This is a genomic window from Arthrobacter halodurans (genome assembly GCF_041877255.1).
Lineage (GTDB): Bacteria > Actinomycetota > Actinomycetes > Actinomycetales > Micrococcaceae > Arthrobacter_N > Arthrobacter_N halodurans.
This window is the reverse complement of the sequence record NZ_JBHDLJ010000009.1, coordinates 40,132-58,253: the sequence shown is the minus strand read 5'-3', so window position 1 is coordinate 58,253 and position 18,122 is coordinate 40,132. Positions and strand designations below refer to the sequence as shown.

Below are 18,122 nucleotides of genomic sequence, written 5' to 3'. Positions count from 1 at the left end.
CCCATGACCGCGCCGGAGAACCACGCCCCCACGACGGGCGCCGAGATCGCCGCCTACATCGACCACACGCTGCTCAAGCCCGACGCCTCCCGCGAGGACATCCTGCGGATCGCCGACGAGGCGGGCCGGTACCGGTTCAAGTCCGTCTGCGTCAACCCGCTGTGGGTCGCGACCGTGGCCCGGGCCCTCGCCGGCTCGGGCGTGCTGACCTGCTCCGTGATCGGTTTCCCCTTCGGCGCCACGACGACGGCGTCCAAGGCCTTCGAGGCCCGCGGCGCCATCGCCGACGGCGCGGCGGAGATCGACATGGTCATCGACATCGCCGCCGCGAAGCGCGGCGACAGGGCCGCGCTCGTCGCGGACATCGGGGGCGTGGCCCGGGAGGTGCACGACGGCGGGGCGATCCTCAAGGTCATCATCGAAACCTCGCTGCTCGACGACGCGCAGAAGGTCCTTGCCTGCGAGGCGGCCGTCGAGGCCGGCGCGGACTTCGTGAAGACGTCCACGGGCTTCGCCGGCGGCGGCGCCACGGTCGCCGACATCGGGCTCATGCGCCGCGCCGTCGGCCCCGAACTGGGCGTCAAGGCCTCCGGCGGGGTCCGGTCCCTGGCGGACGCGCGTGCCCTCATCGCGGCCGGGGCGACGCGGCTCGGCGCCAGCTCCGGAGTTGCTATTGTAGAGGGAGAACAGGGAACGACCGGCTACTGACGCAGACGCCTGCGGACAGTGCGGATCGCACGTCAACAAGGAGAATCGCTGTGTACTCAGACGGCCAGAACAAGGCCTATTCCGGCCAGGGCAATTTCGTCGGCAACTTCGTCGCCTTCGCGGCGATGTTCATCCTGTTCATCGGCGCGATCTACGTGTTGTCCTTCTGGACGCTGGAGAACGCCTGGTGGCCGGGGATCGCCTGCCTGGTCCTGGCGGCACTGGCCTTCCTGATCCCGCAGCACGTGCTGGGCCGCTCGAACTCGCATCAGACCGAGCGTTCCGCCGCCGTCGCGGTGCGGGCCAAGAGGTAGCGGGCCACTACGCCGCGCGGGGCCCTCGGCCCCGGGAGCAAGGGAGCAACGCCCACAGGGCGCGGCTCCCTTTCGCGTCTCCCCGCGTGGCGGGGGACACGCCGCTGCCGCTATGGTGGAGGTCGATGCCCCGCTGGGGCCGACGACCACAGGAGGACTGACGTGCGCATCTTTACGTTCCTTGCCGGCGCAGCGGCTGGCTACATCTTCGGGACGCGGTCCGGCCGTGAGTCCTACGACAAGATGAAGGTCAGTGCACGCGACCTCTGGGAGGATCCGCGGACCCAGGAGAAGCTCAGCGGCCTGGGCGAGACCCTCAAGCAGAAGGCCCCCGAGGTCAGCGCGGCCGTGGGCGCCGCCGCGACCAGCGTCGCGCACAAGGTGAAGGAGACCGCCGGGTCGGTCACCCACGGCAACGCCGAGTCGCCCGCGCAGGACCACGTGTCGGATCCCGCGCTCGCGACGGATCCCGGCCACGACTGGTCGGACGAGGGCGGCGCCACGCCGTCCGGTCCGGCCGCGGCCCGCTAGGTCCGCCCGCGAAGGGCCCCCGTCTTCTACTATCCGTAGAGGGCGGGGGCCTTTCGGCGTACTCTGGTGCCAACCATCCGCCGCCGGGCATTGGGCCGGTGGCGGCGACGAAAGGAAGCGCCATGTCCGATTCCGCCGCAACCTCCCAGCACGTCGTCGTCGGGGTGGACGGTTCGCCCCAGTCGATCACCGCCCTGCGCTACGGGCGCAAGCTCGCCGACGCGCTCGGCCTCGACCTGGAGGCCTTCGCGGCGTGGCAGGTGCATACCGCCTTCGAACAGTACGAGCCCACCGGCTGGGACCCGGAGACGGAGGCGCGCACGGGCCTGGAAAGCACCATCGAGGAGGCCTTCGGCGAGGACCGCCCGGCCAACCTCTCGCTGCGCCTCGCGATGGGTCCGTCGACGCAGCAGCTCGTGGACCGGAGCAAGGACGCCGCCATGATCGTGTTGGGCACGCGGGGCCGCGGCGGATTCAAGGGCATGATCCTCGGCTCCGTCTCGGCCAACGTCGCGGCGCACGCCAAGTGCCCGGTGGTCATCGCCCGCTGAGCCGACGGCGCGGCCGGCGAGCCGCGGCGGGCCGGCGGGTGCGACGTCGTGCCGGCGTGCGACGTCGTGCCGGCGGCAGCGCGCCGGGCGGACCGCCGCCGGCCTACTCCTCGAAGATCGAGTGCAGCACCCCGCCCGCCCACTCCAGGATCTCGGCGTCGGCCAGGTCCCGGCCGCCGACGGCCGCGGTCTTCGGCTTCGGGACGAGGACCGCGTTCAGCGCCGGCTTGTGCTGGGCCCCGCGGTACATCCGCGCCAGCCTCAGTTCCCGGGACTCCGGCAGGTCGGCGGGGGCGAACTTGATGAAGTTCCCCTGCAGCGCCACGTCCGTGAGGCCGGCGGCGCGCGCCCGCACCCGGAAGCGCGCGACCTCGACGAGGTTCTGGACGGGGGCGGGCGGCTCGCCGTAGCGGTCCACCAGCTCCTCCACGACCGCGTCGATGGCCGCGCCGTCGTTCGCGGCCGCGAGCTTGCGGTAGGCCTCGAGGCGGAGCCTCTCCCCCGGCACGTAGTCGTGCGGGAGGTGCGCGTTGACCGGCAGCTCGATCTTCATGTCGGCGACCTTCTCCTCCGCGTCCCCCTTGAAGTCGGCGACGGCCTCGCCCACGAGCCGGATGTAGAGGTCGAACCCCACGCCCGCGATGTGCCCGGACTGCTCGCCGCCGAGCAGGTTGCCGGCGCCGCGGATCTCCAGGTCCTTCATGGCCAGCTGGAAGCCGGAGCCGAGCTCGTTGTGCGCGGCCACCGCCTTCAGCCGCTCCAGCGCCACCTCCCCGAGCGGCTTCTCCGCGTTCCACAGGAAGTAGGAGTAGGCGCGCTCGCGGCCGCGGCCCACGCGGCCGCGCAGCTGGTGGAGCTGGGAGAGCCCGTACGCGTCCGCGCGGTCCACGATCAGCGTGTTGGCGTTGGAGATGTCCAGCCCCGTCTCGATGATCGTGGTGGACACCAGGACGTCGAACTTCCGCTCCCAGAAGTCCACGATGATCTGCTCCAGGCGGGCCTCGCTCATCTTGCCGTGCGCGACCTCCACCCGGGCCTCGGGCACCAGCTCGCGCAGCTGCGCGGCGACCCGGTCGATCGAGGAGACCCGGTTGTGCACGAAGAACACCTGGCCCTCGCGCATCAGCTCGCGGCGGATCGCCGCCGTGACCTGCTTGTCCGTGTACGCCCCGACGTAGGTCAGCACGGGGTGCCGCTCCTCCGGCGGCGTCGCCAGGGTCGAGGTCTCGCGGATGCCCGTCAGCGACATCTCCAGGGTGCGCGGGATCGGGGTCGCCGACATCGCGAGGACGTCGACGTTCGTGCGCATCTTCTTCAGCGCCTCCTTGTGCTCGACGCCGAAACGCTGCTCCTCGTCCACGACCACCAGGCCCAGGTCCTTGAACTGGACCTCCTTGGACAGCAGCCGGTGGGTGCCGATCACGACGTCCACCGAGCCGTTCCGCAACCCCTCGACCACCTCCTTGGCCTCCTTGGCCGTCTGGAAGCGCGAGAGCGACCTCACCCGGACGGGGAACCCGGAGAAGCGCTCGGCGAAGGTCTCGTGGTGCTGGCGCGCGAGCAGGGTCGTGGGCACCAGCACGGCGACCTGCTTGCCGTCCTGGACGGCCTTGAACGCCGCGCGGACCGCGATCTCGGTCTTCCCGAAGCCGACGTCGCCGGAGACGAGGCGGTCCATCGGGATCTCCCGCTCCATGTCCGCCTTGACCTCGTTGATCGTGGTCAGCTGGTCCGGGGTCTCGTTGAAGGGGAACGCCTCCTCCAGCTCATGCTGCCACGGGGTGTCCCGGGCGAACGCGTGCCCGCGGGAGGCCATGCGCGCCGAATACAGCCGGATGAGCTCGCCGGCGATCTCCTTGACCGCGCGCCGCGCCTTGGACTTGGTGTTGGACCAGTCCGAGCCGCCCATCTTGGACAGCGCGGGCGTCTCCCCGCCCACGTAGCGCGTGACCTGGTCCAGCTGGTCCGTCGGAACGAACAGCCGGTCGCCGGGGGCCCCGCGCTTCGCCGGCGCGTACTCGAGCACCATGTACTCGCGCATGGCGCCCGCGCCCGATCCCCCGCCCACCTTGCGCTGCAGGAGCTCGACGAAGCGCGCGATGCCGTGCTGCTCGTGGACCACGAAGTCGCCCTCGGACAGCTGCAGCGGATCGACCGCGTTGCGGCGCTTCACCGCCAGCTTCCGGCCGCTCTTGGCCGAGTAGGCGCTGGAGCGCCCGAGCAGGTCGGCCTCGGTCAGCAGCCCGAGCTTCAGTCCGTCGAAGACGAAGCCGCGGCCGGCGACCGCGGTGGTGATCTCGATGAGCCCGGCCGTCGGGGCGGCGTCGAGGGATTCGACGCGGTGGCACGGGATGCCGGCGTCGTGGAAGAGCTCGGCGAGCCGTTGCGCGGGGCCCGGCCCGTCAGTGGCCACCACGACCCGCCAGTCGTCCCGGATCCGTCCGCCGATGAACTCCATCATCTCCGCGACATCGCCCTGGTAGCCCCGGGGCTCCCGCGCCGCGACGGTCACGCTGTCCACGTCGAGCACCAGCTCGCCGTCGCGCGCCAGGGAGGTCACCGACCACCAGCTGACCGAGGAGGCCAGGGCCGTGGCACGGGTGTCGGCCAGCGAGGAGAAGTTGCCGGCGTCCAGGGACGCCGTCACGGCCGCGGCCTGCACCAGGTCCACGGGGGCCGTCCCGCCATCGGACGCGGTGGACCACGCGGCGGCGAGGAACTCCTCGTTCGTCGCGGCCAGGTCGTGGGCGCGCGCGCGGACGCGCTCGGGCTCCATCACGACCGCGATCGAGTTTCCGGGCAGCTGGGACAGGAAGGGGACCATCGCGTCGACCAGGACGGGGGCGAGGGACTCCATGCCCTCCACGGCGATGCCGCCGGCGATCTTCTCCAGCAGGTCCGCGGCCGCGGGCATCGCCGGTTTCAGCTTCGCGGCGCGGGACATCACGGACGGGGTGATGAGCAGCTCGCGGCACGGCGGCGCGTACAGCTCCGCGGGCCCGGCGGCCTCGGCCTCCGCGGTGGTGAACGAACGCTGGTCGGCGACCGCGAACCAGCGCATCTGCTCCACCTCGTCGCCGAAGAACTCGATGCGCACCGGGTGGTCCTCCGTGGGCGGGAAGACGTCCAGGATGCCGCCGCGGACGGCGAACTCGCCGCGGTGCGTGACCATGTCGACCCGGGCGTAGGCCGCGTCGGCGAGCTCACGCACGACGTCGGCGAACGGCTTCTCGTCGCCCGTCCGCAGGTGGACCGGCCTGAGGTCCCCGAGCCCGTCCACAAGCGGCTGGACCACGGCGCGGATCGGCGCGACGACGACCTTCAGCGTCCCGTCGGGGTGCCGCAGGCGCCGCAGCAGGTTCAGGCGCCGCCCCACGGTGTCCGACCGCGGGGACAGGCGCTCGTGGGGCAGGGTCTCCCAGCTGGGGAACTCGGCGATGGACTCCGGCGGGAGGTAGGCGCGCAGGGCCGCCGCGAGGTCCTCGGACTCGCGGCCCGTCGCGGTCACGGCCAGCACGACGGCGGGGCCGCCCCCCGATCCGCCGGCGGCCAGGCCGTCCGCAGCCTCGGCGACCAGCGCGGCCCGCAGGCCGGCCGGCGCCGCGACCTCCAGGTCCTGGCTCCGCGCGGCGAACGGGTTCGAGGCGTAGGCGCGCACGCGCGCGTACGACGGATCGGCGGCGAGGGCCGTGCGGAGGCCAGTGAGGGCCATGGGGGGTTCCTTCCGGGATCCGGCAGACAGCACAAAAGCCCGAGGTCCTTGCGGACGCCGGGGTGGATTTCCAGCTTACCGCCTCGGTTCCCCGGCTCCGGCGCCGGGGACGGTGCGGCGCCCGTAGCATGGACGGTGGACCAACGGGCCGACCCGTTCGACAAGAAGGAGCACCGTGGCACTGAACGCCAGCACCAACCTGCCCTATTCCGCCCACGTCGTCGCCGAGCTGTTCTCCAGCCGGGAGTTCGTCGAGCACGTCAGCACCAAGGCCGGCGGGACGCTCACCGATTTCACGGTCAGCGGGCCGGTCGGCGCGGCGTTCACGGCCACCATCGAGCGCGCCATTCCCACCGACCGGCTCCCGGATCTGGTCCGGAAGTTCGCGGGCGGGACCCTGAGCGTGACCCAGCGCGAGGCGTGGTCCGCCCCGGACGCCGACGGCGGCCGCACGATCGACATCGCCGTCAGCGTCGCGGGCGCGCCGGTGGACGTCAAGGCCGTCCAGCGCCTGGTCGCGCTGGGAGGCTCGACCGTCGTCGAGGTCACCGGCGAGGTCACCTCAGGCATCCCGTTCCTCGGCGGCAAGATCGCCGCCGCGGCCGAGCCGTTCCTCGGCAAGGCCCTGAACCTGCAGGCCGACCAGGCCCAGGCCTGGCTCGACCGGCGCCCGTAGGTCCGCTCCTGCTGCGAACGCGCTTCCCGCTCCTGCGGCTCATGCCCGCCGAACGGAGGCTCCCCTGGGTCGGGGTGCCCGCCGCCGCCTACGCCGCGGCCCTGACGGCCGTGGTCTTCTGGCCGGTCCCCGTGGACCGGCACGCGGCGGGAACCCTGTCCCGGGTGCTCGCGTGGCTGCACGGCGCGGGCATCCCGGCGTGGTTCGACTACGGCCTGGTCGAATGGCTCGCCAACGTCGCCATGTTCGTGCCGTTCGGCTTCCTCGCGGCCGCTGTCCTCGCGCCGCGCCGCTGGTGGCTGGCCCCGGTGTGCGCCCTGGGCGCCAGCCTCGCGATCGAGCTGGTCCAGCACGCGGCGCTCCCGGAACGCTTCGCCTCCGTGGCCGACGTCGGCGCCAACACGCTCGGCGCCGCCGTCGGGGTGCTGGCATGCCTGGCGCTGTTCCCGGCCGTCGCCGCGCGGCTGGACGTCTCGGGGCACGGCCGGTCCGCTCCCCCGCGGCGCCCGCCCTCCGGGAACCGCGGCGGCCGCCCCTGAAACGGGCGGCGCCGCGCGTCATCTGCGGGACGCGGCGCGGGCACGGCGGTAACCTGTTGTTCGGCGCGCCGCGACGTCCGGCCGACGCGGGCCCGGGCACGCCATCCAACCCCCGGGAAGAAGACCCATGAACACCACGCCACACGGCCGCCCCGGCGGCGAGACCGCCTTCCGCCGCGCCAGCTACCCGGAGTACCTGCGCATCACGGAGATCCTGCGGAAGGAGACAGTCGGCGGGCTCGTCCTCATCGTCGCCGCCGCCATCGCGATCGTCTGGGCCAACACGCCCGCCGCCGCGTCGTACTTCGCGCTGCGCGACTTCCACGTGAGCGTCCCGATCCCCGGCCTCGAACTCGACCTCAGCCTGGGCCACTGGGCGTCCGACGGCCTCCTCGCCGTGTTCTTCTTCCTCACCGGGCTGGAGCTGAAGAAGGAATTCGTCATCGGGGACCTGAACCGCTTCAGCCGGGCGATCGTGCCGGTGACCGCGGCGTTCGGCGGCGTGCTGGTTCCCGCGCTGATCTACGTCGCCTTCAACGCGGCCGCGGGCGGCGAGACCCTGCGCGGCTGGGCGATCCCCACGGCGACGGACATCGCGTTCGCCGTCGCGGTGCTGGCCGTGATCGGGTCCCACCTGCCCTCGGCCCTGCGCATCTTCCTGCTGACGCTCGCCGTCGTCGACGACCTCATCGCGATCGTCATCATCGCGTTCGTCTACACCTCGGACCTCAAGCCGCAGTACCTGCTGCTCTCGCTGGTGCCGATCCTGCTGTACACCTATCTGGCGCAGCGGCACCAGAGGTTCATCGGGCAGCGGCCGTGGGCCGCCTGGGTGATCCTCCTGCCCCTCGGCGTCGCCGCGTGGGCGCTGGTGCACGAGTCGGGGGTCCACGCGACCATCGCCGGCGTCGTGCTCGGTTTCGCGGTTCCCGTGCGGCGCAAGGACGGCGCGCCCGGCGAGGGCCTGGCGGAACGCCTCGAGCACCGCTTCCGCCCGCTGTCCTCCGGGTTCTGCGTCCCGCTCTTCGCCTTCTTCTCCGCCGGCGTGGCGATCGGCGGCGGGGAGGGCATCGCCAAGGCGCTCGGGGACCCCGTCGTGTGGGGCATCGTGGCCGGGCTCGTGCTGGGCAAACCGATCGGCATCCTGGGCTCCACGTGGCTGGTCACCAAGACGCGGCGGGCGACGCTGGACCCCGACACGCGCTGGGGCGACCTCCTCGGTGTCACGCTGCTCGGCGGCATCGGCTTCACGGTCTCGCTGCTGGTCTCGGAGCTGAGTTTCGGGCTGGAATCCCCGCACTACGAGCACGCCAAGGTCGCGATCCTCGCCGGCTCCCTGCTGGCCGCGTTCCTCGGCGCGCTGTGGCTCAAACCCCGGGACCGCCGCTACCGCGAGATCGCCGAGCGCGAGAAGATCGACGCGAACCGGGACGGCGTGCCCGACCTCTTCGAATAGGGCGCCGGGACCGGCGTCCCGGGCCGGGGGCGCCCGGGTCCCGGTGGCCGGCTCAGGCGGGGGCGCCGCCGTCGGCAGCGAGCAGGGCCTGCTCGGCCGCGACCCAGGCCAGCATCGCGCACTTCACGCGCGCCGGGAAACGCGAGACGCCGGCGAAGGCCGCCGCGTCCCCGAGGATCTCCTCGTCGGCCTCGCGCGTGCCGCGCGAGCGCATGACCTCGCGGAACTCCTCGATCATGGCCGCCAGCTCCCGGCGGTCGGCGCCCGTGGCGAGCTCCGTGAACGCGGAGGCGGAGGCCATCGAGATGGAGCACCCGGCCCCCTCCCAGCTGACCGCGGCCACCCGCTCCCCGTCGGTCTCGACCCGGAGCCGGATCTGGTCCCCGCACACCGGGTTGTGCTGGTGGGACTCGCCCCAGGGCATCCCGGGCCCGGCCTCGCGGAGGCCGTCGCCGACGCGGCGCTTGGCGTGGTCCAGGATGATCTGCTGGTAGAGCTGCTCGAGGTCGCTCACGCGCCCACCCCGAAAAAGCCGCGCACCCCGGCGACCGCGTCGAGGAACGCGTCGACGTCCCCCTCCGTGGTGTACAGGTAGGTGCTCGCGCGGGTGCTCGCCGTCACGCCGAGGGCGCGGTGCAGCGGCTGGGCGCAGTGGTGGCCCACGCGCACGGCGACGCCCCTGCTGTCGAGGAACTGGCCGACGTCGTGGGGGTGCACGCCCTCGACGTCGATCGCCGCGGTCCCGATCCGCTCGGCCCGGTCGGGCCCGAGCACCCGGATGCCCGGGATGGACGCCAGGCCGTCGGCCATGCGGCGGCCCAGGTTCCGTTCCCAGGAGGCGATCCGGTCCATGCCGACCTCCGCCAGGTAGTCCGCGGCGGTCGCCAGGGCGACGGCCTGGGAGACGCGCTGCGTCCCGGCCTCGAAGCGGGCCGGCGCCGGCAGGTATTCGGCGGACTCCATCGTCACCGTGGTGATCATGGAGCCGCCGGTGAGGAAGGGCGGCATGGCGTTGAGGAGCTCGCGGCGCCCATAGAGCGCGCCGATGCCCGTCGGGCCGAGCATCTTGTGCCCGGAGAACGCCATGAAGTCCACGCCGAGGGCCTTGACGTCCACGGGCAGGTGCGGCACCGACTGGCAGGCGTCGAGCACCGTCAGCGCCCCGACGCGGCGCGCCAGCGCGACGAGGGCCGCCACGTCAAGGACGGTGCCCAGCACGTTGGTGACGTGCGCGAACGCCAGGATGCGCGTGCGCGGACCGACGATATCCTCGGCGAGGTCCAGGCGCAGCGCCCCGTGGGCGTCCACCGGGATGTACCTCAGCCGCGCCCCGGTCCGCCGGGCAAGCTCCTGCCACGGGATGAGGTTCGCGTGGTGCTCCAGTTCGGTCACCACGATCTCGTCGCCGGGGCCCAGCGCGAAGCGCCCGGCCGCGGGGCCGCCGAGTCCCGCGCTGGCGTTGGAGAAGGAGTACGCGAGGAGGTTGAGTGCCTCGGTGGCGTTGGACGTCCATACGAGCTCGTCGGTGTCCGCGCCGACGAACCGGCTCACCGTGGTCCGCGCGTCCTCGAAGACCTCGGTGGCCTCGACCGCCAGGCTGTGCGCCCCGCGGTGGACCGCGGCGTTGAACCGCTCGTAGTAGTGCTGCTCCGAATCGAGCACGCACCGCGGCTTCTGGGAGGTCGCACCCGAGTCCAGATAGACCAGGGGCTTGCCGCCCATGGCGCGCCCGAGGAGGGGAAAGTCGGCCCGCAGGCGGGCGACCTCCGCGTCGGTGAGGCGCTGGTGCTCGATGGTGCTGTGGCCGGTGGGGGACTCCACGCTGGACGGACCCTTCGTTGACGATGGGAAGACTCCCCCATCATCCCACTCCGCCCGCGCCGCGGCACCTGAGCCGACGCTAACCTCCGCCGCGGACCCGCCGCCGGGCATGAAAAAAGGGACCGGCAGCGGGATGGGGGTGGCCCAGTCTCAGAGGCCGCCCGCTGCCGGCCCCCGTTCAGGGAGCCAGTAAGGCTGAGATCATCATAAGTGGAAAAGTTGTCAAATGACCAATCGCCTGCCGGGGCGCCGCGCGCCGGGCCGCGAGCGGCCCCCGTGGGACCGTTCGCGCAGGTCAGCGCGGCCCCACGGCAGGCGGGGGCCGCGCGTCAGGCCCCGTGGAAACGCTGCTGCGCGGCCTGCAGGCCTTCCCGGACGAGGAGCTCGACGGCGTCCGCCGCGTCGCCGACGAGGAACGGCAGTTCCTTCTTCTCGGTAGTGGCGAAGTCCCGGAGCACGAAGTCGGCCGTGTCCATGCGGCCCGGAGGCCGGCCCACGCCGACGCGGACCCGGTGGTAGTCCTTGGTCGCGAGCGCCTTGGAGATGTCGCGCAGGCCGTTGTGCCCGCCCTCTCCCCCGCCGATCTTCAGCTTGATGGTCCCGAAGGGGATGTCGATCTCGTCGTGGACGGCCACGACGTGGTCCGGCGCGATCGAGAAGAACTTCGACAGCGCGGACACGGGCCCGCCGGTGACGTTCATGTACGTGGAGGGCTTCGCGAGCACCACCCGGGGGCCGCCCACGCCCAGCCGGCCCTCGAGGACCTGGGCGCGCGCCTTGTGGACCTTGAACGTGCCGCCGACGCGGCCCGCGAGCTCGTCGAGGACCATGTGCCCCACATTGTGCCGGTTACGGGCGTAGCCGGGCCCGGGGTTGCCGAGCCCGGCTACGAGCCAGGTATCGCTGGTCATGCGAGTGGGCGCTGGTCCCTACTCGGCGGACGCCGCGGAGGCGGCGGGGGCCTCGGCCGAACCGGCCTCGCCCTCTTCGCCGAGGTCGGCGGCGGCCGGGACGTACACGGTGGCGATGACGGTGTCGGCATCGATGAGCAGCGAGGTGCCCTTCGGCAGCGCCAGCTCGGAGGCCAGGATGTTGTCGCCGGCCTCGCGGCCCTCGACGTTGAGCGTCACGGACTCGGGCAGGTGCGTGGCCTCGGCCTCGACGGAGACGGTGAACTGCTCGAGGTCCAGGACGGCGCCCGGGGCAACCTCGCCCTCGACGTGCACGGAGACGTCGACCGTGACCTTCTCGCCCTTGCGGACGGTCAGGAGGTCCAGGTGGTCGACGGTCTGCTTCAGCGCGTGGCGCTGGATGTCCTTGACGAGGGCCATGTGCTCCTCACCCTCGACGTCGAGGACCAGCAGGGCGTTGGAGTGGCGGACGGCCAGCGTGGTCTGCTGGGACGGCAGGAGCACGTGGATCGGCTCGGCGCCGTGGCCGTAGACGACGGCCGGGATCTTGTGGTCGCGGCGGGCCTGGCGGGCGGCGCCCTTGCCGAAGTCGCTGCGGAGTTCGGCGGGGATCTTGACGAGGTCGGACATGGTGTTCTCCTTGTGGGTTGCGGTCAGCCCGGCTGGGGATCAAGCCTAGAAGCCGCAACGACCATCCTGGGATGTCCGCGGTAGCGCGTCTAGCCTCGTCGATCACGGAGTACGGGGGACACTGGGTCCCGCTCCCTCGCCTGGGCACTGCGGATCATCCTACCAGTCGCGCGCCGGGACCCGCGCGGCCCGGTTCCGAAGACCCGCCGTGGCGGTCCCGGGGGCCCGGACGGCGCCGGGGCCCGCGGCCCCGGGGGGCGCGCCCGGCGACGGCGCAAGCGTTTCCCTTCGGCTGGGCTAAAATCGAACGGATCGCACCGAGCAGAAGACGGTCCCGGCGAGTTCCGGGAACTGCACCGAACCCCCGGGGGGAATACATTTTGGAACCTAACGACGCCCATGGCGCCGAAACCGGGCCAGACCTGCGCCAGTACCTGACGGTCGCGCGGACCTACTGGAGGGGCATCGCGGCGATTCTGCTCGGCACCATCCTTTTGGCCTTCGTCTGGACCCTCACGCAGCCGAAGATCTACGAGGCCGCGTCCTCCGGCATGGTGGTCACGGCCGGAGCCGACAACATCGGCACCGCCCTCGCCGGCGACAACCTGGCCAAGTCGAAGGCCACGAGCTACAAGAGCATCGCGCAGTCGCGCCCGGTGGCCCTCAAGGCGCAGAGCGCGCTCGGCCTCGAGCTGACCCCGGACGTGCTCCTGGGCCAGATCGCCGTCGAGGTCCCCACCGCGACCGCCGAGATCCGCGTGAAGGCGCAGTCGACCGACCCCGCCGCCGCGCAGGACCTGGCGAACGCCTGGGTCGAGGCCCTCGCCGAGCAGGTCTCCGACATCGAATCCTCCGCGATGGACGAGGGGTCCTCGGGCGCCGCGGTCCAGGTGGCCCCGCTGGGTCGGGCCGCCCTGCCGACCGAGCCGGTCTCCCCGAACACGAAGCTCGCGCTGGCCCTCGGCGGCGTGGTCGGGCTCGCGCTCGGCCTGGGCTATGCGCTGCTGCGCAACCACCTGGACCGCCGGGTCCGCTCCGCCGAGGCCGTCGAGCGCCTCGGCAGCAGCGTCGTCGGAACCATCCCCTCCGACGCGCGCCTCGCGACCGGCCGGCAGGTCGTCGAGTCCGGCAGCCTCAACCACGACGACCGCGAGTCGCACGCGTTCTCCGAGTCCCTGCGCGAGCTGCGCACCAACCTCTCCTACATGGACGTCGACAACCCGCCGCGGATCATCGTCATCACGTCCTCGGTGCCCGGCGAGGGCAAGTCCTCGATCTCGGCGAACCTGGCCGTGGCCATCGCGGCGACGGGCCGCGAGACGATCCTCATCGACGGGGACCTCCGCCGCCCCGTGCTCTCCGACATCTTCGGGCTGCCCTCCGGCGGAGGGCTGACGGACGTGCTGAGCGGCATGGCCGACATCGACGACGTGCTGCAGCCGTACGGCCCCGTGCCGAGCCTGTCGCTCCTCGCCGCCGGCCGCATCCCGCCCAACCCGTCCGAGCTTCTGGGATCGCGCGCCATGAAGAACCTGCTGCGCCAGCTCTCCGAGAACGCCGTGGTCCTCATCGACGCCCCGCCGCTGCTGCCGGTGACCGACGCCGCCATCCTGACCAAGTCCGCCGACGGCGCGCTCGTGACGGTCAAGGCCGGCTCGACGACGATCGACGAGCTGGAGAAGGCCCTGGACAACCTCCGCAAGGTCGACGCCCATATCCTGGGCGCGATCCTGAACCAGGTTCCCACCAAGGGCGCCGGGGCCGACCAGTACGGCTACTACGGCAAGTACTACTACTCCGCCCAGCAGGAACCGGGCGTCGCCAGCCGCCGGCACGAGGAGGCCATCGCCGTCGAGGCGCCCGTGCGCGCCGCACGCGCCGGCGTCGCGCAGGACCGGCACGAGGACGCGGTCTACGACGCGGAGGACTCCGGGGAACTGGCCGACGACCGGTCCTTCGACGAGCTCCTGACGACCCCCGCCCAGATGCGCCACCTGCGCCGCCGCGGCTAGCGCCCGAAGCGGTACCGCCCGCGGGCCGCGAGAGCCCGGTCCGACCGCCATCGTGCGGTGGGACCGGGCTCTGTCGTTCGACCTGCGTCCCCGGCGTAACCGGCCGGGCCACTTCACACGCCCGCTCCCCACGACCCGCTACCATGGGGCACCCCCAGCAAAGGAGAACCCCGTGGGCAAGGTGGTCATGTACGGCTCGGTGTCGGTGGACGGCTTCATCGCCGACGGGAACGACCAGCCCGGGGCGCTGTTCGATTGGTTGTCCAACGGCGACGTCCCGTTGGATGGGAGCGGCGCCGTGATGGTGTCGCAGACGTCCTACGACTACACCCGGCCGTACTGGGACCGGATCGGGGCGACCATCGTCGGCCGCCACGTCTTCGACATGACGGACGGTTGGGACGGGAAGCCTCCGGGAGGGGTCGACCACGTGGTCGTCGTGACGCACCGGCCCACACCCGAGGGCTGGGACCCCGAGTCGCCGTTTCACTTCGTCGACGGCGTCCAGGCGGCCGTGGCCACGGCGCAGGAGCTCGCGGGTGACCGCATCGTCGAGGTCGCCGCCGGCGACGTCGGTGGCCAGGCGCTTGCCGCGGGTCTGGTCGACGAGGTGCGCATGGACGTCGTACCCGTCGTGTTCGGGTCCGGCAAGCGCTACTTCGGGTCCGTCCACGCACAGCAGTTGTTGGAGGATCCCGACGTGGCGATCCAGGGCAACCGGGTGCTTCACCTGCGCTATCGGGTGCGCCGTTGACCGATCGGGGCGCAAGCCACGGTCCAGCCGGCGATGACACCCCCGACTGCGACGGCCGGCTAGCCCCTGGCGGCGGCCCGCTCGAACGCGACGATGTCGCGCAGCGCGGGCAGCATCTCGTCGACCATCCGGGCGTAGACCGCGGAGGACTCGCGGTAGGGGTCCACGACGTCGTCGCCGCCGGGCTCCGCGGCGCGTGCCGCGTGCCGCCGCAGGGAGGCGAGCTTCGGAAGGGCCTTCCAGCGCGCCTCGACGTCGTCGGGCGCGGAGCCCCGGGGCAGGGAACCGGCGTCGGAGGCCGCGACGGCGCGCAGGACGCGCGCGAACTCCCGGACCGTGAAGGCCCGCTTGAGCATGCGCGGGCTTCGGGCCACGATCGCGTCCCGGTGGACCGTTGTCAGGGCCAGGGCGAAGTCGGCGCCGGCGAGCAGGCGCTCGTCGAGCTGGCGCGACGCGAACCCCTCGGCGCTGCCGCCCACCTCGGCGAGGAGCTCGGCGGACCGCCGGTCCATCGGGTGCCCCACGAGCGCCTGGGTTCCGGCGCTGCGGACCTCGAACCGACCGGGCGCCACGGCGTCCAGCCCGTCCTGCAGGTAGCGCTCGGCGTACGGGGATCGGCAGATGTTGCCGGTGCACACGGTAAGGATCTTGACCACCCGTCCACCCTACCGGGCGCCGGGGCCGCGCCCAACGCGGGCCACCCACCAGGCGCCACCCCACGACGGCGGGGCCCGGACGCGCGTCCGGGCCCCGCCGGGGGGATCGCGTGCTAGGCGTTGCCGTCGAAGAGGCTCGTCACGGAGCCGTCCTCGAAGACCTCCTTGACCGCGCGCGCGATCATCGGGGCGATGGACAGGACCGTCAGCTGCTTGAAGCGCTTGGACGCCGGGATCGGGAGCGTGTTGGTCACGACCACCTCGCGCGCGCCGGACTCGGACAGGCGCTGCGCCGCCGGGTCGGAGAAGACGGCGTGGGTCGCGGCGATGATGACGTCCTTCGCGCCGCGTTCCTTGAGGACGCGAACGGCGCCGGAAATGGTCCCGCCCGTGTCGATCATGTCGTCGATGAGCACGCACGTGCGGCCCTCGATCTGCCCGACGACGGTCTTGGAGACGGCCTGGTTGGGCACCGTGAGGTCGCGCGACTTGTGGACGAACGCCAGCGGGACCCCGCCCAGGCGGTCGGCCCACTGCTCGGCGACTCGGACGCGGCCGGTGTCCGGGGACACCACCGTGACGTTGTCGCTGCCGACGCGCCCGCGGATGTAGTCCGCGAGCAGCGGGATCGCGAAGAGGTGGTCGACGGGCCCGTCGAAGAAGCCCTGGATCTGCGCCGTGTGCAGGTCCACGCTCATGATCCGGTCGGCGCCGGCCGTCTTGTAGAGGTCGGCGACGAGGCGGGCGGAGATCGGCTCGCGGCCGCGGCCCTTCTTGTCCTGCCGGGCATAGGGGTAGAACGGGGAAACCACGGTGATGCGGCGGGCCGACGCGCGCTTCATCGAGTCGACCATGATGAGCTGTTCCATGAGCCAGTTGTTCAGCGGGGCCGGGTGCGACTGGATGATGAACACGTCCTTGCCGCGCACGCTCTCGCCCGAGCGGACGTAGATCTCGCCGTTGGCGAAGTCGTAGGCGGACATCGGGAGCAGCTCGGTCTCCAGGACCGCCGCGATCTCCTCCGCCAGTTCGGGGTGCGCGCGGCCGGACGCCAACACGAGCTTCTTGTCGACGTTATGGCTGAGTTCGCTCATGGGATCTCTTTCTCGATCTGGTGGAAAACGGGGAGGGCTGGGGATCAGGTGAGGTCGTGCGCCGGGGTGGCCGCCGGGGCCCCCGCGCGTTCGGCCGCCCGGGCCGCGGAGCTGCCCGGGCGCTTGGCCTGGGCCCAGCCGGCGGTGTTGCGCTGCGGCGCCACGGAGAGCGCGAGCGCCCCCGCCGGAACGTCCTTGCGCACGATCGCCCCGGCGCCGGTGTAGGCCCCGTCGCCAATGCTCACCGGGGCCACGAACACCGTGTTGGAGCTGGTCCGCACATGCGATCCGATGACGGTGCGGTGCTTGTTGACGCCGTCGTAGTTCGCCGTGATGTTGCCGCAGCCGATGTTCGTGTACTCGCCGATCTCCGCGTCGCCGGCGTACCCGAGGTGCGAGAGCTTGGACCCGCGGCCGACCGTGACGTTCTTCGTCTCGTAGAACGCCCCGATCTTCCCGTCCTCGCCGAGCACGGTCTTGGCCCGGAGGTAGGCGAACGGCCCCACCGTGGCCCCGTCGCCGATGCTGGAGTCCACGGCGTCGGTGCGCACCACCTTCGCGTCGCACCCCACCGTCACGTTCGTGAGGGTCGTGTCCGGCCCGATCACGGCGCCCGTGCCGACCGCCGTCGTGCCGTGCAGCTGCGTCCCGGGCTTGATCGTGACGTCGGTGGAAAGCGCGACGTCCACGTCGATCCAGGTCGTGGCGGGGTCGATGACCGTCACGCCGGCGCGCATCCAGCCCTCGAGTGCGCGCCGGTTCATTTCCCGCCCCAGCGCGGCCAGCTGCACGCGGTCGTTGGCGCCCTCGACCTGCCAGGGATCCTCCGTGACGACGGCGGCCACGCGGCCACCGTCCCCGCGGGCGATGGCCAGCACGTCCGTGAGGTACATCTCACCCTGCGCGTTGTCGGTGGTGACGCGCGCCAGCGCGGAGCGCAGGACTCCGGCGTCGAACGCGTAGATGCCGGAGTTGACCTCGCGGATCCCCCGCTGCTCGGCCGTGGCGTCCTTGTGCTCGACGATGGCGGTGACGGTGCCGTCGGCCGCGCGCAGGATCCGGCCGTAGCCGGTCGCGTCCGCCAGCAGCGCGGTCAGCACGGTGGCGGCGTTGCCGGCCCGGTCGTGCTCGGCGACGAGTTCGGCCAGGAGCCCGGTGGTGAGCAGGGGCACGTCGCCGTAGGTCACGACGACGGTCCCCTCCGTCTCCGCGGGCAGCGCCTCCAGGCCCAGCTGGACGGCGCGCCCGGTGCCGGGGACCTCGTCCTGGTCGGCGATGGTGATGCCGGGCTCGATGCCGAGGAGGTGCTCGGCGACCCGGTCGCGTTCGTGGCGGACCACGGCGACGAGCCGCTCGGGGCGGAGTCCCCGGGCCGCGGCGATGGCGTGCCCCACCATGGAGCGCCCGCCGATCTCGTGGAGGATTTTGGGTTTCGCCGACTTCATGCGGGTACCCGCTCCGGCGGCGAGGACGATGACGGCGGCCGGTGCGGTGGCTTCCACGCTCAAGTTAGGAACTCCCTGCGGTTGGTGACACGTAGCCGGCGCTCGGCCGGGCCAAACCAGTCTACCGCGTGGGATGCTGGCGCCCGCCGCGTCCGTTCCGCCCATAGGATTCGAACCTATACTCCACGGCTCCAAAGGCCGGGGTGCTGCCATTACACCAGAGCGGACCGTGCTGGCGCCCCCTCGGGGCGCGCGACACAGTTAGCCATTTTGCCACACATGGCGCCGCGCCGTGGTCCCGGCCCGGTCCCG

Annotated in this window: 17 protein-coding genes and 1 tRNA gene; 9 read left to right on the top strand and 9 right to left on the bottom strand. The window is 72.3% G+C overall.

The genetic code is table 11. The features are described 5' to 3' along the window. Positions 1-3: 3 nt before the first annotated feature. From deoC to ACETWP_RS11715, 4 genes are all read left to right on the top strand, one after another. On the top strand, positions 4-708 hold the full coding sequence (gene deoC / locus ACETWP_RS11730; RefSeq protein ID WP_373972435.1) for a deoxyribose-phosphate aldolase: 705 nt from the start codon (positions 4-6) through the stop codon (positions 706-708). 50 nt (positions 709-758) lie between these two features. Then, positions 759-1,022 (top strand): hypothetical protein, encoded by a 264-nt coding sequence (locus ACETWP_RS11725; RefSeq protein WP_373972434.1) that lies wholly within the window; start codon positions 759-761, stop codon positions 1,020-1,022. 162 nt (positions 1,023-1,184) lie between these two features. After that, complete coding sequence (locus ACETWP_RS11720) at positions 1,185-1,553, top strand: YtxH domain-containing protein (RefSeq protein WP_373972433.1); 369 nt, start codon at positions 1,185-1,187, stop codon at positions 1,551-1,553. Between the two features lie 122 nt (positions 1,554-1,675). Further along, positions 1,676-2,104 (top strand): universal stress protein, encoded by a 429-nt coding sequence (locus ACETWP_RS11715; RefSeq protein ID WP_373972432.1) that lies wholly within the window; start codon positions 1,676-1,678, stop codon positions 2,102-2,104. A 103-nt stretch (positions 2,105-2,207) separates the two neighbouring features. Here the strand turns inward: ACETWP_RS11715 and mfd are convergent, their stop codons facing one another. Further along, complete coding sequence (gene mfd, locus ACETWP_RS11710) at positions 2,208-5,816, bottom strand: transcription-repair coupling factor (protein ID WP_373972431.1); 3,609 nt, start codon at positions 5,814-5,816, stop codon at positions 2,208-2,210. A gap of 175 nt (positions 5,817-5,991) precedes the next feature. On the opposite strand from mfd, the gene ACETWP_RS11705 reads away from it, so the two are divergent. The 3 genes from ACETWP_RS11705 (at position 5,992) to nhaA (ending at position 8,487) form a co-directional block, all read left to right on the top strand. Beyond that, positions 5,992-6,492 (top strand): DUF2505 domain-containing protein, encoded by a 501-nt coding sequence (locus ACETWP_RS11705; RefSeq protein ID WP_373972430.1) that lies wholly within the window; start codon positions 5,992-5,994, stop codon positions 6,490-6,492. A 74-nt stretch (positions 6,493-6,566) separates the two neighbouring features. Further along, on the top strand, positions 6,567-7,031 hold the full coding sequence (locus ACETWP_RS11700) for a VanZ family protein (protein WP_373972429.1): 465 nt from the start codon (positions 6,567-6,569) through the stop codon (positions 7,029-7,031). Between the two features lie 127 nt (positions 7,032-7,158). Next, positions 7,159-8,487, top strand: coding sequence for a Na+/H+ antiporter NhaA (gene nhaA, locus ACETWP_RS11695; protein ID WP_373972428.1), 1,329 nt, complete (start codon positions 7,159-7,161; stop codon positions 8,485-8,487). A 52-nt stretch (positions 8,488-8,539) separates the two neighbouring features. Here nhaA and sufU read toward each other — a convergent pair whose 3' ends face one another. The 4 genes from sufU to ACETWP_RS11675 form a co-directional block, all read right to left on the bottom strand. Beyond that, positions 8,540-9,001 carry a Fe-S cluster assembly sulfur transfer protein SufU gene (gene sufU / locus ACETWP_RS11690; protein ID WP_373972427.1) on the bottom strand — a complete coding sequence of 154 codons (462 nt, stop codon included), beginning with the start codon at positions 8,999-9,001 and terminating at the stop codon, positions 8,540-8,542. Further along, positions 8,998-10,308 carry an aminotransferase class V-fold PLP-dependent enzyme gene (locus ACETWP_RS11685; RefSeq protein ID WP_373972426.1) on the bottom strand — a complete coding sequence of 437 codons (1,311 nt, stop codon included), beginning with the start codon at positions 10,306-10,308 and terminating at the stop codon, positions 8,998-9,000. The genes sufU and ACETWP_RS11685 overlap by 4 nt, the downstream gene beginning before the upstream one ends. A gap of 329 nt (positions 10,309-10,637) precedes the next feature. Continuing rightward, the gene (pth, locus tag ACETWP_RS11680; protein WP_373972425.1) at positions 10,638-11,219 is read right to left on the bottom strand and encodes an aminoacyl-tRNA hydrolase; all 582 of its coding nucleotides are present in this window, start codon (positions 11,217-11,219) and stop codon (positions 10,638-10,640) included. 18 nt (positions 11,220-11,237) lie between these two features. After that, a complete protein-coding gene (locus ACETWP_RS11675; RefSeq protein ID WP_373972424.1) occupies positions 11,238-11,849 on the bottom strand; it encodes a 50S ribosomal protein L25/general stress protein Ctc in 612 nt (203 codons plus the stop codon). A 380-nt stretch (positions 11,850-12,229) separates the two neighbouring features. Here ACETWP_RS11675 and ACETWP_RS11670 point away from each other — a divergent pair, with 380 nt between their 5' ends. Together ACETWP_RS11670 and ACETWP_RS11665 are read left to right on the top strand one after the other, a co-directional pair. Continuing rightward, positions 12,230-13,861: a tyrosine-protein kinase domain-containing protein gene (locus tag ACETWP_RS11670; RefSeq protein ID WP_373972423.1), complete on the top strand. Its 1,632-nt coding sequence runs from the start codon at positions 12,230-12,232 to the stop codon at positions 13,859-13,861. Between the two features lie 172 nt (positions 13,862-14,033). After that, on the top strand, positions 14,034-14,615 hold the full coding sequence (locus tag ACETWP_RS11665) for a dihydrofolate reductase family protein (RefSeq protein WP_373972422.1): 582 nt from the start codon (positions 14,034-14,036) through the stop codon (positions 14,613-14,615). A 59-nt stretch (positions 14,616-14,674) separates the two neighbouring features. Here ACETWP_RS11665 and ACETWP_RS11660 read toward each other — a convergent pair whose 3' ends face one another. The 4 genes from ACETWP_RS11660 to ACETWP_RS11645 all read right to left on the bottom strand — a co-directional run bounded on the left by ACETWP_RS11660 (position 14,675) and on the right by ACETWP_RS11645 (position 18,037). Further along, entirely contained in the window at positions 14,675-15,271 is a 597-nt protein-coding gene (locus ACETWP_RS11660) for an arsenate-mycothiol transferase ArsC (protein WP_373972421.1), read from the bottom strand. Between the two features lie 113 nt (positions 15,272-15,384). Next, positions 15,385-16,365, bottom strand: coding sequence for a ribose-phosphate diphosphokinase (locus tag ACETWP_RS11655; protein WP_373972420.1), 981 nt, complete (start codon positions 16,363-16,365; stop codon positions 15,385-15,387). 44 nt (positions 16,366-16,409) lie between these two features. After that, on the bottom strand, positions 16,410-17,873 hold the full coding sequence (glmU, locus tag ACETWP_RS11650; RefSeq protein WP_373972419.1) for a bifunctional UDP-N-acetylglucosamine diphosphorylase/glucosamine-1-phosphate N-acetyltransferase GlmU: 1,464 nt from the start codon (positions 17,871-17,873) through the stop codon (positions 16,410-16,412). 92 nt (positions 17,874-17,965) lie between these two features. After that, a tRNA-Gln gene (locus ACETWP_RS11645) sits at positions 17,966-18,037 on the bottom strand. Positions 18,038-18,122: the final 85 nt, after the last annotated feature.